The sequence below is a fragment of the Streptomyces sp. NPDC025806 genome (genome assembly GCF_055558275.1).
This window is the reverse complement of the sequence record NZ_JBVHMU010000010.1, coordinates 267136-281697: the sequence shown is the minus strand read 5'-3', so window position 1 is coordinate 281697 and position 14562 is coordinate 267136. Positions and strand designations below refer to the sequence as shown.

The following is a 14562-nucleotide window of genomic DNA, read 5'->3' as shown; positions in this document are numbered from 1 at the left end:
GACGCACCGAAGGCCCGGAAGCTGATGCTTCCGAGCCTTCGATCATCAGTAGCGGGGACAGGATTTGAACCTGCGACCTCTGGGTTATGAGCCCAGCGAGCTACCGAGCTGCTCCACCCCGCGCCGTTGTGTTCACAACCCTAGCACGGCGCGGGAGGGCCCTCGGTCAGCCGGTGGTCTTGTCGGCGTTCTTGCCGCCGCCCTTCTCGGTGCCGGCCGCCTTGTCGGCCGCGTCCTGGGCCTTCTCGGCACGCTGCAGGGCGTCCTGCAGCTTGTCCTGCGCCTCGCCGTAGGCGGACCAGTCGCCTTCCTTCATGGCCTTCTGGCCGTCCTCGAAGGCCTTCTCGGCGTCCGCGAGGGCTTCCTTGACCGTCGAGTTCTCCGGCGGGTTCGTCTTGTCCCCACCGGGCTTCTCCGGCTCCGCGGGCGTCGAGCCGTCCACGTCGAAGGCCTGGTTCAGCGCCTCCGACAGGGAGTCGGCGAAGCCTCTGCGGTCCCCGTAGGAGACCGCGACCTTACGCATCAGCGGGTACTCGGAGCTGCGGCCCTGGGCGTACATCGGCTCCACGTAGAGGAAGCCCTTGCCCAGAGGCACGGTCAGCAGATTGCCGTAGAGGACCGTCGAGTCGGCGCCCTTCATGTCACGCACCCAGTTCGCCACCGGGTCCCAGGAGTTGAGCTTGTTCTGCACCTGCTCGGGGCCCTGGGCGCTCTCCTCGGTGACTCTGAGGAGCCTGATGGTGCCGTAGTCCTTGCTGGTGGCGTCGGCGTCGACCGCCATGAACGCCCGCAGGTTGGGCCGGCCGCTCGGGGTGAACGTCGTCGTCAGCGAGAACTGCTGGGCGTCCTGACCGGGCAGCTTCATGGACAGGTAGTACGGCGGCACCGCGCTGTTGTCCCGCTTGGTCGGGTCGTTGGGGACCTGCCAGGCGTCCGACGCGTTGTAGAACTGGGTCGGCTTGGTGACGTGGTACAGGCTGAGCAGCTCGCGCTGGACCTTGAACATGTCCTGCGGGTAGCGCAGGTGCTCCATCAGGTCCGCCGGGATGGCGCTCTTCGGCTCCACGGTGCCGGGGAACGCCTTCTTCCAGGTCTTCAGGACCGGGTCGGCGGAGTCCCACGTGTAGAGCTTGACCTCGCCCGTGTTGGCGTCGACGGTCGCCTTCACCGAGTTCCGGATGTAGTTGACCTGGTTCTGCTGGGCCACCACGGCGCGCTGGCTGTCGCCCTCGTTGAGCGAGTCGGCGGTGCTGTCGCCCAGCGTCGTGCGCGACGCGTACGGGTACCCGTTCGACGTCGTGTAGGCGTCGACGACCCACTTGATCTTCCCGCCGACGACCGTCGGGTACGGGTCGCCGTCGATGGTCAGCCAGGGCGCGACGGCCTCGACGCGCTCCTTCGGGGTGCGGTTGTAGAGAATCCGCGAGCCCTTGCCGATGGCCCCCGAGTAGAGGATCTGCGGCTCGCTGAAGGCCACCGCGTACGCCGCCCGGTTGACCGGGTTGTCGAGGTTGACCCCGCTCTTCTCCTTGTAGCTGGTGGTCTGCTGGGTGCCGTCCTCCTGCTCGTAGTCCAGCTCCTTCTGCGGCCCGCCGACGATCGAGTACTGCGTCGTCTTCTCGCCGTAGTAGACGCGCTGGTCGTACGAGCCGAGGTTGCCGTCGGTCGGCAGTCCGGACTCCGTGAACTGGGGGGCACCCTGGGACGTCGACGTGCCCTTCGCCGTCACGGCGCCGTAGCCGTGCGTGTAGACGAAGTGGTCGTTGATCCAGTTGCGCTTGTCGAGCTTGCCCAGGTTCAGCTCACGCAGGCCCACCACCGTGTCCTGGCCGTCGTACCGGTCCACGTCCAAAGTGGTCGGGAACTGGTAGTACTTCCGCTGCTGCTCGAGCTGCTGGAAGGTCGGCGAGACCACGTTCGGGTCGTTGAGCCGGTAGCTGGCCGCCGTATCGGCGTCCGTGCGCTGCTTCTTGGTGTCCGACGAACCCTTGCCGCTGTAGTCCTCGATCGGCGTGTCGTCGATCTCGTAGGCCTTGCGGGTCGCGTCGATGTTCTTCTGGATGTACGGCGCTTCCTTGGCCTGCTCGTTCGGCTGGACCTGGAACTTCTGGACGATGGCCGGGTACAGGCCGCCGATCAGGATCGCCGAGAGGACCATCAGGCCGAAGCCGATGACGGGCAGCTGCCAGGTGCGCCGCCACAGGGTGGCGAAGAACAGGATCGCGCAGATGACGGCGATGCAGAACAGGATCGTCTTGGCCGGCAGGTACGCGTTCGCGTCCACGTAGCGCAGGCCCGTCCAGTTGTCCGTCGCCTTGAAGTCGCTCGACTTCACGGCGAGCCCGTACCGGTCGAGCCAGTACGCGACGGCCTTCAGGGCGACGAACACGCCCAGCAGGACGGACAGATGGCCGGTCGCGGCGGCGGTGGCCCGCGCGCCCGGGCTGGTGATGCGCAGCCCGCCGTACAGGTAGTGCGTCAGCGCGGCGGCGACCAGGCCGAGGACCGTGGCGGCGAACCCGAAGCCGAGCAGGAACCGGTACCAGGGCAGGTCGAACGCGTAGAAGGCCACGTCCATGTGGAACTGCGGGTCCTTCTGGTGGAACGGCACGCCGTTCACGTACATCAGCCACGTGCGCCACTGGCTCGCGGCCGAGGCACCCGCGATCAGGCCCACCAGGGCCGTGATGCCGATGAGGAGCCACTTCTTGAAGGGCGCGATGCCCATCCGGTAGCGGTCCAGGCTCTGCTGCTCCATGGACATGGCGCTCAGCGGCGGGCGCAGCCGGTGCGCCAGCCACACGTTCACCCCCACGGCGACGGCCATGAGGAGGCCGAAGACGAAGAAGAGCCCGATCTTCGTCCACAGAGTCGTCGTGAAGACGGACGAGTACCTGACCGACCGGTACCAGAGCCAGTCCGTCCAGAACCCGGCGAACATGACGAAGGCCATGCCGAGCACGGCCAGGACGCCCAGCGTCAACAGCAGCGTCCGGGCGCGCCGGGAGGGTCGGCCCACTCTGATCCGCGGCCCCGTCGGGCCCCCGCCGCGGTCCGGCATCTGGAAAGCCAAGGTCTGCACCTCGAAGTTCAGTCGATCGGTCAGGCCCCCGAGATCGCGGACCCATCACCTATGCAACTTACTCACGCTTTACTCAGTTCCCGGTTCGGGGGGCGAACGAGGCAGGATTGTGACCATGTCCAACACTCCCATGGCAGCGAGCCCCCTCACCCGGGCCGTACTCGAGATCGACGAGTACGCCTCCGGCCTCGGCTGGGACCAGCCCGCTCGCCTCTTCGCCCTTGTCGACACGGCCGCGCTGCGCGCCCAGGAACCCGCTCTCGCCGCCCAGCTCGGCCTCGAGGGCGAGCAGGAGGCCCCCGGCCTCACCCCGATCGAGCAGGACGAGGTTCCTGCCGCCAAGCCGCTGGACGAGTTCCTCGGCACCATCGCGTGGCCCGACGCCGTCGTCGGCTGCGCCCTGACCGTCGAGCGGCTGATGCTCCCGCCGTCCGCCGAGGCGTCCGTCCCGGAGGGCCTGAGCGACAAGAAGCTCGCCAAGTGGGTCGCCGAGCACCCGGACCGCCAGGAGGTCCGGATGACGGTCGCGGTGCTGCGCGACGGCACGCGCGAGTCGGCGCTGCGGCTGCGCGAGAAGGACTCCTCCACGGAGGTCCTCACGGGCTCCAAGCTGGTCCCCGGCCTCGCCGAGGCCCTGTCGGCGACCTTCGCCGACTGAGTCGGTTCCTCACTTCACGCCTACGGCCGACGGAGAAGGGGCGCACCGGGAGATCCCGGCGCGCCCCTTCTCGTTCGTTCCCGCGCCTCTACTTGGCGGTGCAGGTCGGCAGGTCGGAGGTCTTGCCGCTGCGGATGTCCTTGAGGGCGGCCATCGCGTCGTCGATGGTGTCCACCTTGACGAGTGTGAGCCCGTCCGGGGTCTCCTTGGCCGCCGCCGCGCAGTTGTCCTTCGGCGTCAGGAAGTACTCGGCGCCCTTCGCGCGCGCGCCGACGGTCTTCATCTGGATGCCGCCGATCGGGCCGACCTTGCCGGCGTCGTCGATCGTTCCCGTGCCGGCGACGAACTTGCCGCCGGTGAGGTCCGAGGGCGTGAGCTTGTCGACGATGCCGAGGGCGAACATGAGGCCGGCGCTGGGCCCGCCGACGTCGGCGAGCTTGATGTCGATCTGGAACGGGAAGGTGTGGTCGGTCCCGGCCTGGATGCCGACGATCGCGCGGCCGTCGTCGGCCTTGTCCGTCTTGATCTTCACGTGCTCCGTACGGGTCGCCACCTTGCCCTCCTTCTCGGCGGCGGCGGCCTCCTTGACGGGCACGATCGTGAAGTCGACGTCCTCGCCCGGCTTGTGCCGGGTGACGAGCTTGGCCACGTCGGAGGGCTGGGTGACCTTGGTGCCGTCGACGGCCTTGATGACGTCACCGGCGTGCAGCCGGCCCTCGGAGGGGCTGTCCTTGACGACGGTGGAGACGATCACCCAGGACTTCACCGGGATGTGCAGCTCGTCCAGGGCGGCGACCTTGGCGCTCTCCTGGGACTGGCTGAACTCCTCGGCGTTCTCCTGCGAGGACTGCTCCTCGGTCTGGCCGTCCGGGTAGAGCGTGTCGTGCGGCACCACGATGCTGTCGTGGGCGACCCATCCGTAGACCGCCGACACCAGGTTCATGTTGTAGTCGGCGCTGGTGACGCGGACCGTCGTCATGTTCAGGTGCCCGGACGTCTCGTACGTCTTGTGCCCGGAGATCTGGATCACGGGTTCGCCGTCGTGGTCCGCGAGGGTGTTCACCGTCGGGCCCGGGGACATCTCCGCGTAGGGAACTTTGATGAGCACCCCTGCGCAGAGCAGCGCGATCAGCATCAGGGTCGAGGCGAGCATCGTCGCGGTGCGGCGTGGCATGGAACGACAGTACGGGACGGGTCCGGCGCCGCACCCGTGGGGCCGGGCCGTACGGGGCCCGGCCGGATCACGTGCCGGAGTGCGACGGCGTCAAGTGCCGGAGTGCGAGTGCGACCGGTCCATCGCCTCTCGGAAGCGTGTGTAGCCGCCGATCTCGCTCACGTCGCCCGCCTTCTTGCGGTTGCGACCGGCCCACGAGCCCCACAACCCGGCGCCGACCGCAGCGACAACCGGAATGAGCAGCCACATGAGTGCCGCCATGCCGACCTCCCGACCCCATGAGCGTCCGCAACTGACTGATCAGCAGATTAACCATCCGCACTGTCAACGCTCGCCTCAGGGGTGCGGTTACGCAACCGGAACCTCAGCAGGCTCCCACCCACTCTTCCGTGCCGTCCGAGAAGGTCTGGTGCTTCCAGATCGGCACCTCGTGCTTGAGGTCGTCGATCAGCTTGCGGCACGCCTCGAAGGCCTCGCCGCGGTGCGGGCAGGACACGGCGACGACGACGGCGATGTCTCCGACGCTCAGGTCGCCGACGCGGTGCACGGCCGCGAGCGCCCGTACGGGGTACTCGGCGACGACCTTGTCCGCGATGCGCCGCATCTCGGCCTCGGCGGTCGGGTGACAGGAGTAGCCGAGCTTGTCCACGTCCGCGCCGCCGTCGTGGTTGCGCACGGTGCCCACGAAGAGCGTGGTGCCGCCCGCCGCGTCGTCGCCGACGGCCCGGAAGACCTCGTCGACGGAGAGCGGGGTCTCGCGGACGGCGAGCAGCTTGATGGGGTCGTGGGCCGCCTGCTCACCAGGGTGGTCGTGCGTCGTGGGTGCCATGCCTCCCATCGTGCCGCACACCGGCGACAACGGTGAATAGCGCTATCGCCCGGCACGCGCGCGGGGCGGCTTGGAGGCTTCTACAGGAGGAGCCGTCCCGCGGTCGGCAGGAGCGTTTCCGCAGGGACAGGTCCACGGGACGGGCGTCCCCGCCGGCCGCGCCCTCCTCAGATGCGGCGCCGCGCCTTGCGGACCCGTCGCACGGCCGCCGCCGCGCCCAGCAGCGCCACCGTCGCGCCGGCCGCGCCCGCCGCCGTCGCGTCCTTGCGGCCGAGCCGCCGGCCCGCCACGGTGTGCCGTCCGGCGACCTCCTCCAGGAGCTCCGCGAGGACCTCCTCATTGGTCCATCCGGGCCGCCATCCGGCGTCGTGCAGCCTGCTGCCGCTCACGACCCAGGGGTACATCGTGTAGGCGAGGTCCCCTGCGGGCGAGGGCGTCAGGCCGATCCGGTGCAGCCTGGCCGCCGCGCCGAGCGCCACCGCCGAGGGCAGCTCCATGCGCCGGATGCCGCTGAGCTCCTCGACCTCCTCCTGCTCGAGCCAGCCCTCGCAGCCGACCGTGAGCTCCCCCTCGACCTTCTCCAGGACCGCGTACTCCAGGGCGCCGCAGAGGTCCTCCACGTGGCAGAACTGCCACGCGGGGCGGGAGCCCGCCACCACGAGGAGCCGCGGCGACTCGAAGTAGCGGGTGAGGGCCGTGTCCATGCCGCCGACGAGCACCGCGGGACGCACCACGGTGACGTTGAGGCCGGGGTGCGCGCGCGGGGCGCGCTTGGCGAGCCGCTCGATCTCCAGGAGGTCGCCGACGCCCGTGGCCTCGGCCGTGGCACGCAGCTCGGCGTCCTCGGACAGCGGCAGTTCGTTGTCCTCCAGCGCCCCGTAGACCATGGCGGACGTGCACAGGACGACGCGGTGGACGCCGGCGGCGGCGGCCGCGGTCAGGACCGTCTGGGTGCCGCGCACGTTGTAGGCCGTACGGGCCGCGGGGTCGGACTCCAGGTCGAGGTCGAGCGCCAGGTGGACGACGACGTCGGCGCCGCGCAGCTTCTCGGCGATGGCCGGGTCGCGGACGTCCAGGATGTGCCAGGTCGCGGCGGTGCACTCGCCGCGCCGCTCGTCGATGGCGAGCACCTGCTTGATCTCGTCCGACGCGGCGAGCCGCTCCGTGAGCAGGGCGCCGACGCCGGACGCGGCACCGGTGACCGCGACGACGGGGCCGCGCGCGGCCGGACTGGTTGAGGGGTTTCGCGCTGCGCGAACCTGCGGATCTGGGGAACTCACCGGGCGTCTCCAGCGGTTGTCTTCAGTACGTTCGTGTATGACGCGTACGTACCAGGAGGCATCCATCCTGCCGCAGGCCATGAGCCGGCGAAGCACTGAGGCCCGATCCCGCCATGGTGTCTACGCTGGGTGTGTAGTCGGGCAGTCGCCGCCGGGCGAAGAAACCGGCGGCCTTACCAGCCGAGGAATCCCGTGAGTGACACCCCATTCGGTTTCGGCCTTCCGCCGGAGGAGCCGGAAGACGGCGACGAGGGCAAGAAGAAGGACCAGCAGGGCGGCGGCGGTCAGGGACCGGCCAACCCCTTCGGATTCGGGTTCCCGGGCGGGCCTGGCGGCGCGGGCGGGGACAACCCGTTCGCCGCGATGTTCGGCTCGATGAATCCGAACGACCTGGGGGCGGCCTTCCAGCAGCTCGGCCAGATGCTCTCCTACGAGGGCGGGCCGGTGAACTGGGACATGGCCAAGGACATCGCCCGCCAGACCGTCTCGCAGGGCACGCAGGACGGTGTGAAGGACGCGAGCGTGGGCCCGGCCGAGCGCACCGCGGTCGAGGAGGCCGTGCGCCTGGCCGACCTGTGGCTCGACGACGCGACGTCGCTGCCCTCGGGCGCCGGCTCGGCCGTGGCCTGGAGCCGCGCCGAGTGGGTCGAGGCGACCCTCCCGGTGTGGAAGGAGCTCGTCGACCCGGTCGCCGAGCGTGTCGGCATGGCCATGGGCGACGTGCTGCCCGAGGAGATGCAGGCCATGGCCGGCCCGCTCATCGGCATGATGCGCTCCATGGGCGGCGCCATGTTCGGTTCCCAGATCGGCCAGGCCCTGGGCACGCTCGCGGGCGAGGTCGTCGGGTCCACGGACATCGGTCTGCCGCTGATCCCGGCGGGCAAGGCCGCGCTGCTCCCGCTGAACATCGAGTCCTTCGGCAAGGACCTGAGCGTCCCCATGGAGGAGGTGCGCCTCTACCTGGCGCTGCGCGAGGCCGCCCACCAGCGGCTCTTCGCGCACGTGCCGTGGCTGCGCTCGCACCTGTTCGGCGCGGTGGACGGCTACGCGCGCGGCATCAAGGTCGACACCACGAAGCTGGAGGACGTGGTCGGCCAGTTCGATCCGCAGAACCCGGAGCAGATCCAGGAAGCGCTTCAGCAGGGCATGTTCCAGCCGGAGGACACGCCGCAGCAGAAGGCGGCCCTCGCCCGTCTGGAGACGGCTCTGGCCCTCGTCGAGGGTTGGGTCGACGCGGTGGTCCACGCCGCCGCGAAGCCCCGCCTGGCGTCCGCCGACGCGCTGCGCGAGACGCTGCGCCGCCGCCGTGCCACCGGCGGCCCCGCCGAGCAGACGTTCGCGACGCTGATCGGTCTGGAGCTGCGCCCGCGCCGTCTGCGGGACGCCTCGCGCCTGTGGGCCTCGCTCACCGACGCGCGCGGGGTCGACGGCCGTGACGGCCTGTGGGCGCACCCGGACATGCTGCCGACGGCGTCCGACCTGGACGACCCGGACGGCTTCGTGCACCACGAGCAGCTGGACTTCTCCGAGCTGGACAAGATGCTCGGCGACGCGGCGTCCGGCTCCGGCGAGAAGCCGAACCTGTCGAAGGACGATCAGCAGGACGACCAGCAGGACCATCAGGGTGAGGGCGACAGCGACAAGTGAGCCTGTACGACGACGCGGTCCTCGTCCTGAAGCGCTACGAGGACCAGCCGGAGCTGCGCGCGGCCTACCTGGAGCATCTCGCCGAGCACGGTGACGCGGGGATGTGGAAGCCGTGCACGGCGGGGCACCTGACGGCCAGCGCCCTGGTGATCGACCCCACGCGCGGCCGGGTGCTGCTCACGCTCCACAAGAAGTTGCAGATGTGGCTCCAGATGGGCGGCCACTGCGAGCCCGGCGACGCGACGCTGGAGGCGGCCGCGCTGCGCGAGGCGACCGAGGAGTCCGGCATCCCGGGCCTGACGCTGCTGCCCGGCGGCCCGGTCCGACTCGACCGGCATCCGATCCCGGGCCCGTGCACCCAGCACCTGGACGTCCAGTACGCGGCGCTCGCCCCCGCGGACGCCACGGAGGCCATCAGCGACGAGTCGCTGGACCTGCGCTGGTTCCCGTACGACGAGGTGGCCGGCGTGGCCGACACGTCGGTGGTGCGCCTGGTGGAGGCGACGCGGGCGCGGCTCTGAGCTGCTGACGGACATGTGTAAGGGGCCCCCGCCGTGGCGGGGGCCCCTTACACATCACTACAGGAGGCGCGTCAGCTCCAGACGTTGCCCTGGTTCTGGCCGCGGGCGCCCTGCTGGCCCATGCCGTACTGCGCGGCGATGCCCTGGCCGACGACCGCGTTCTGCGGCGGCAGCAGCTCACTGGGCTGGACCAGCGCGTAGCCGGTGCCCATGAAGCTGAGCTCCCAGCCCTCGCCCGTGTTGCCGCGACGGCGCCACACGCCCGAGGAGTGCGTCTGGGCCTGCATCTGGACGCGCAGCCCGTTCGACCACGCGACGATGGCGTCCGCGTCGGCGTTGACGTACCGGTCCGGCGTGACCTGGAGCATCAGCGGCTGCCCGGACGTCATCAGGGCGACCTTGCCGCGCCCGGTGATGTTGAGCTGGTACTTGCCCGAGCCGGAGATGCCGAACTGGCTGTCCACCGCGATGACCTCGTGGTGCAGCGAGGAGTCCATGGCCAGCACGTAGCTGCTGTCGACGGTCAGACCGTCCTGCTCCACGTCCACGATGTGGATGTACTGCGCGAGGTTCGCGAGGTAGACGGTGCCCTGCCCGTGGCAGCGCATGAGGTCGAGGCCCTCGCCCGTCCGGGCGCGGGCCCGGCGCTGTCCGGACGTCTGGATCTCGCCGTCGAACTCCATGAGCCCCTGATAGGCGACCATCGCGCCCTTACGGGCGAGGATGTCGTCGTGGCCCTCCAGGGTGACCCGCAGCATCTGCGGGTTCTGCACCGTGTAGCGCTCCTGGCTCTGCTGCTCGTTGTACGCGAAAAGCGGACTCTGCATGGTGTCCTGTTCCCCCTCAGCCCCGGACTCGGAGGCGGTCGGTGCTGTCCTCGCTGGGCTGTACGACGACGATGCCCTCGCCGGAGAAGCCCATCTGGTAGGCCTCGCCGCTGCCGCGCCCGATGAGGGAGCCGGCCTTGAAGCTGCGCTTGCCCTTCACCTTCAGGTTGGGCGACCAGGCGATGAGCGCGTCCGGGTCCACATACGTCTCGTCCTCGCCGCGGCCGCAGTCGACCACGATGGGGGTGCCGCGCGAGGTCAGGGCGACGAAGCCCTGCCCACTGATCTTGATGTTCCACAGGCCCTGGCCGGCGAACTTGGCGAGGCCCTTCACCCGCTCGACGCCCCACTGGAGGTGGGCGTCGAAGGCGAGCAGGTTGGTGCCGTTGACGGAGATCGACTCGCCGCCGAGGTTGATGACGACGACGTCCGCGCCGTAGTCGGCCAGGTAGAGCAGGCCGTCTCCGTGGCACTTCATGAGCGGCGCACCCTCGCCGGTCATCCATTCACGGGCGACCTGGCGGACGGCGGGCGGGTTGGGCTCGTACTGGACGAACCCTTCGTAGGCGACCATCGAGCCCACGCGCGCGAAGAGGTCGTTGCCGGTCTGCATGGCGACCTTCAGCATGTGGGTGCCGTGGTTCTCCATGCGGGCGGCTACGGGGGTCGGGGCGAAGCCCGCGAGTGGCTGGTTCATGACGGACTCCCTCAGACCTCGTACGGCTGGACGACGATGAAGTTGCCGGGGGCTCCCCGGAACTGCAGGTTCACGCTCTCCCCGCTGTGGCCCGGGTAGGCGTTGCGCCGCATCCTGACCTGGCTGGAGACGATCGCCTGGGCGGCGGCCGACCAGGCCACGACCGCGTTGCAGTCGGCGAAGGTCGTCGGCGTCACGGGCAGCACAACGGGCGTGCCGTGCGTCTTGACGACGACGGTGCCGGTGCCCTGGAACTGCATGACGAACAGGGCGCCACCGGGGATGCCGTGTCCCTCGATGCGGCGCACCTCGTACTGGAGGCCCTCGTCGAAGGCCAGCACGTTCTCCGCGGAGACGCAGATCGCGTCGCCCTGGAGCTCGATCGGGTGCACATGGGAGGCCGCTTCCGCGAGGAAGACCTGGCCGCGACCGCTGCAGCGCATGAGCTGCATCTCCTGGCCGGTGGCGTTGCCCACGATGCGTCCGGCGAATCCGGCGCCCTTGTAGCTGAACTCGACCTTGCCCTGGTAGAGCACCATGCTGCCCTGGCGGGCGAGCACGGGCTGGCCGCCTGCGGCGCCGAGGTCGACGCGGATCAGCTTCTTGTTCTGCGGCGTCCAGCGCTGCCCCGTGGGGGCCTCGCGGTACTTCTCCAGCGCGGCGGCCACACCGGGCGCGGCGGCCTGCGGCGGAATGCCCTGCGGGGCGCCCTGGGGCGCGCCGTACGGGGAGGGCGCGGCGGGCGGCTGACCGTATCCGGGCGGGGCGGACGGCGTGTGGGGCTGCTGGCCGTAGCCGGGCGGAGGGGTCGGCGCCTGCGGCTGCTGGCCGTACCCCGGCGGCGGGGTCGGCGCCTGCGGCTGCTGGCCGTAACCGGGCGGCGGCGTCGGGGCGTGCGGCGGCTGGCCGTAACCCGGAGGCTGCGTCGGAGCCTGGCCGGGCGGGGCGCCCAGCGGCGCGACGATGGTCGGCGCCGCGTGCACGGGCGGGGTCGCCGGGGCCGGAGCGGGCGGAGCGAAGTCCTGCGCGGGGACCGGCGCCGGAGCCGGAGCGGCGGGCGCGGGAGCCTGCGCGGGCGCGGGCGCCGGGGCCGCCGGGGCTCCGAAGGCGGGCGGCGCGGCGGCCTGGGCGGGCGGCGCGAAACCGGGGTTCGCGGCCGGCTGCGGCGCCGCAGCCGCGGGCTCCTCCTCGGCGACCTCGCCGCCGAAGTTCTTCAGGAGTGCGTCGAGGCCCCCGTCGAAGCCCTGGCCGACGGCGGCGAAGCGCCACACGTCCTTGAGGTAGAAGTCGCCGAGCATGACGGCGCGCTCGGTCGAGAACTCGCCACCGTGGAAGGCGTACCGCGCGACCTCTTCGCCGCCGGCGACGATGCGGAGGTACCCGGGGGCGACCTGCGACATCTGGCCGCCGCCGTCGATGGTGGCGGTGAACGACAGCTTCTGGATGTGCGCGGGGATCTTTTCAAGTGTGACGCGGAAAGACTCCGTGTCACCCGCCTGCGCGCCCAGCAGCTGGACGGATTCCTCGGGCGTCTTCGGCTGGTTGAAGAAGACGAAGTACCGGTCGTCGGAGAGTCGCTCCTCGGCGTCGAGGCCGAAGCAGCTGATGTCGAAGCTCAGTCCGGGGCCGGTGATCTGCACGCCGACGTACAGGTCCGTGCCCGCGGTGAGGTCACTGATCTTGGCCTTGTGGCCGCGTTGGAATTCCCTGGCCATGCGTAACGACCGTCCCCCATCCCGATGGTGATTGCGTCGCGCCAGGCTAACTGCAAACACCGACAGCGGATGAGGTCGGTACAGCCCTGGTACAGAACCGTCCCCGAAACGGGGTCACTCCTCGCGGGCGCCGGGCAGCTGCGGCAGCCGGTCCGCCGCCACCACTCCTTCGAGGTAGCCGCGCGCCCGCTCCGTGCGCGGGTAGGCCTCCAGGAGGCTCCAGAAACGCGGCCCGTGCCCGGGGACGAGCAGGTGCGCCAGCTCGTGGAGGAGCACGTAGTCGACGACGTACTCGGGCATGCCCTGAAGGCGGTGCGAGAGGCGGATGCTGCCCTCGGCCGGGGTGCAGGAGCCCCAGCGGGTGTTCTGGTTCGTGACCCAGCGCACGGACCGGGGGCGGGCCCGGCCGTCGAGGTACTGCGTGGAGAGGTGCTCGGCGCGCGCGGACAGCTCGGCGTCGCCGAGGACGCGCTTGCTCTCCTGGGCGGCGAGCTTGTCGAGCATCAGACCGACCCAGCGCTTCTCCTCGGCCTCGGACATCCGGGCCGGGATGAGCACCACCGTGCGGTCGCCCTCGCGGTACGCGGACACGGTGCGGCGGCGCCGGGAGCTTCTGCGGACCTCGACCGCGCTCGCCACGTGGCCGCCCGACGGCGGTCCGGTCGTGCTGCGCTGCGTCTTCATGGCTCGGTGCGAGGGGTCGGCGGGCACGCCCCGACGTTACCCGCTGTGAAGGGTGGAAGTCCCGCCTCCGGACCCGTTCGGTGTGCTTCCGGAGCCCACTCCGCCCGGTCCCCGCTCGATTAGTACGACTATCACCCCGTGCCTGTGGACAACGCGAAGCACGCCGGCGAGCGGACGGGCAAGCTGGCGGTCGATCGCCGTGAACGGCACGTCACGTGCGATTTCCATGCGACACGAGCGTTTTCGATGTGAACGGCACACGGGGGGACACAGGGATGCATCCGATTCTGAAACCGGCGCTGCGGCGCGGCTGGCGCGACCTCAACACGGTGCAGTTCGGCATGACGCCGGCGCACGCCGTGGTGCTGGGCCCCGTCGACACGGCCACGGGGAGTTTCCTGTCGCTGCTCGACGGGACCCGGGGCATCCCGCTGCTGCGCGAGGAGGCCCGCCGGATGGACCTGCCCGACGGACATGTGGACGCGATCCTGGAGCGGCTGTCCGAGGCCGGTCTGCTGGACGACGCGACGGGCGGCGGCCCGCCCGCCGACGCCCTGCGCAGGCAGACCCGCGTCATGGACCGGCTCCGCCCCGATCACGCGGCACTGACGGTGACGACCTCCGACCCCGCCGAGGGCGTGCGGCGCCTGGCCGCCCGGCGGTCCCAGCGGGTGCAGGTCAGAGGGGCGGGCCGGGTCGGTGCCGTGGTGGCGTCGGTGCTGGCCGCCGCCGGGGTCGGCCAGGTCGACGTGCGGGACGGCGGCTGCGTCGAGCCCTGGGACGTGGCGCCCGGCGGCCAGCCGGTCGAGGCGGTGGGCGAGCGCCGCGACGTGGCCGCGCGCCGCACGGCCCGCGCGATGGCGCCGGACCGGCCGTCGCGCCCCGACCGGCGCAGGACGTCTCCCCGGCCGGCCGACCCGGATCCGGGCGGGCCGCCCCTGTCGCTGGTGATCGTCGCGCCGCGGGACGGCCTGGCCGTGCACTCCCCCGACCCGGCCTCGGTCGAGGATCTGGTCGCGGCCGGAATTCCGCACCTGTACGCGGGCGTGTCCGAGGCCACGGGGACGGTGGGGCCGTTGGTGCTGCCGGGCGGGACGGGCTGCGCGCACTGTCTGCTGCTGGATCGCACGGACCGCGATCCGACGTGGCCCCGGCTGCTCGTCCAGTGGCGTTCGGGGCGGGCCTCCCGTCAGGTGCAGGCGTGTGACGTGGGGCTGGCCACGGCGGTCGCGGGTCTGGCTGCCGCGCACGGACTGGCGTTCCTCGACGGGGAGTTGCCGTCGAGCACCGGGGCCCGCTGGGAGGCGTCCGCTCCGGGGCTCGACTGGCACGCACGGCCGGTGTGGCCGCATCCGGAGTGCCCGTGCGGAGCGGGTGAGAGACGTAACGGGCAGGAGGTCTCGGCCGACGGAGGGACGCAGGACACAATGGCGGGGTAAGCATCGGCT

Annotated in this window: 13 protein-coding genes and 1 tRNA gene; 4 read left to right on the top strand and 10 right to left on the bottom strand. The window is 71.0% G+C overall.

The window, feature by feature from the left end:
• Nucleotides 1-49: 49 nt before the first annotated feature.
• Both ACZ4E1_RS24150 and ACZ4E1_RS24145 read right to left on the bottom strand, forming a co-directional pair.
• Nucleotides 50-123, bottom strand: a tRNA-Met gene (locus tag ACZ4E1_RS24150).
• Nucleotides 124-166: 43 nt separating this feature from the next.
• Nucleotides 167-3061: a UPF0182 family membrane protein gene (locus tag ACZ4E1_RS24145; RefSeq protein ID WP_467542535.1), complete on the bottom strand. Its 2895-nt coding sequence runs from the start codon at nucleotides 3059-3061 to the stop codon at nucleotides 167-169.
• Between the two features lie 136 nt (nucleotides 3062-3197).
• On the opposite strand from ACZ4E1_RS24145, the gene ACZ4E1_RS24140 reads away from it, so the two are divergent.
• The gene (locus ACZ4E1_RS24140; RefSeq protein ID WP_467542415.1) at nucleotides 3198-3740 is read left to right on the top strand and encodes a PPA1309 family protein; all 543 of its coding nucleotides are present in this window, start codon (nucleotides 3198-3200) and stop codon (nucleotides 3738-3740) included.
• 88 nt (nucleotides 3741-3828) lie between these two features.
• On the opposite strand, the gene ACZ4E1_RS24135 is transcribed toward ACZ4E1_RS24140, so the two are convergent.
• The 4 genes from ACZ4E1_RS24135 to ACZ4E1_RS24120 form a co-directional block, all read right to left on the bottom strand.
• Nucleotides 3829-4914, bottom strand: coding sequence for a YlbL family protein (locus ACZ4E1_RS24135; RefSeq protein ID WP_467542413.1), 1086 nt, complete (start codon nucleotides 4912-4914; stop codon nucleotides 3829-3831).
• 90 nt (nucleotides 4915-5004) lie between these two features.
• Nucleotides 5005-5175 carry a hypothetical protein gene (locus tag ACZ4E1_RS24130; protein WP_188336971.1) on the bottom strand — a complete coding sequence of 57 codons (171 nt, stop codon included), beginning with the start codon at nucleotides 5173-5175 and terminating at the stop codon, nucleotides 5005-5007.
• 103 nt (nucleotides 5176-5278) lie between these two features.
• Nucleotides 5279-5743: a molybdenum cofactor biosynthesis protein MoaE gene (locus tag ACZ4E1_RS24125; RefSeq protein WP_467542412.1), complete on the bottom strand. Its 465-nt coding sequence runs from the start codon at nucleotides 5741-5743 to the stop codon at nucleotides 5279-5281.
• A gap of 167 nt (nucleotides 5744-5910) precedes the next feature.
• Complete coding sequence (locus ACZ4E1_RS24120; RefSeq protein ID WP_467542410.1) at nucleotides 5911-7023, bottom strand: SDR family oxidoreductase; 1113 nt, start codon at nucleotides 7021-7023, stop codon at nucleotides 5911-5913.
• A 192-nt stretch (nucleotides 7024-7215) separates the two neighbouring features.
• On the opposite strand from ACZ4E1_RS24120, the gene ACZ4E1_RS24115 reads away from it, so the two are divergent.
• Together ACZ4E1_RS24115 and ACZ4E1_RS24110 are read left to right on the top strand one after the other, a co-directional pair.
• The gene (locus ACZ4E1_RS24115) at nucleotides 7216-8670 is read left to right on the top strand and encodes a zinc-dependent metalloprotease (protein ID WP_467542408.1); all 1455 of its coding nucleotides are present in this window, start codon (nucleotides 7216-7218) and stop codon (nucleotides 8668-8670) included.
• The gene (locus ACZ4E1_RS24110; protein ID WP_467542406.1) at nucleotides 8667-9191 is read left to right on the top strand and encodes an NUDIX hydrolase; all 525 of its coding nucleotides are present in this window, start codon (nucleotides 8667-8669) and stop codon (nucleotides 9189-9191) included. Before ACZ4E1_RS24115 ends, ACZ4E1_RS24110 begins: the two co-directional genes overlap by 4 nt.
• Before the next feature lie 71 nt (nucleotides 9192-9262).
• Here ACZ4E1_RS24110 and ACZ4E1_RS24105 read toward each other — a convergent pair whose 3' ends face one another.
• From ACZ4E1_RS24105 to ACZ4E1_RS24090, 4 genes are all read right to left on the bottom strand, one after another.
• The gene (locus ACZ4E1_RS24105) at nucleotides 9263-10018 is read right to left on the bottom strand and encodes an AIM24 family protein (protein WP_467542404.1); all 756 of its coding nucleotides are present in this window, start codon (nucleotides 10016-10018) and stop codon (nucleotides 9263-9265) included.
• 16 nt (nucleotides 10019-10034) lie between these two features.
• Nucleotides 10035-10715, bottom strand: coding sequence for an AIM24 family protein (locus ACZ4E1_RS24100; RefSeq protein ID WP_188336977.1), 681 nt, complete (start codon nucleotides 10713-10715; stop codon nucleotides 10035-10037).
• Between the two features lie 11 nt (nucleotides 10716-10726).
• Nucleotides 10727-12430, bottom strand: coding sequence for a TerD family protein (locus ACZ4E1_RS24095; RefSeq protein WP_467542402.1), 1704 nt, complete (start codon nucleotides 12428-12430; stop codon nucleotides 10727-10729).
• 114 nt (nucleotides 12431-12544) lie between these two features.
• A complete protein-coding gene (locus ACZ4E1_RS24090) occupies nucleotides 12545-13141 on the bottom strand; it encodes a M48 metallopeptidase family protein (protein ID WP_467542400.1) in 597 nt (198 codons plus the stop codon).
• A gap of 248 nt (nucleotides 13142-13389) precedes the next feature.
• Here ACZ4E1_RS24090 and ACZ4E1_RS24085 point away from each other — a divergent pair, with 248 nt between their 5' ends.
• Nucleotides 13390-14553, top strand: coding sequence for a ThiF family adenylyltransferase (locus tag ACZ4E1_RS24085; RefSeq protein ID WP_467542398.1), 1164 nt, complete (start codon nucleotides 13390-13392; stop codon nucleotides 14551-14553).
• The last annotated feature ends 9 nt before the right edge of the window (nucleotides 14554-14562 follow it).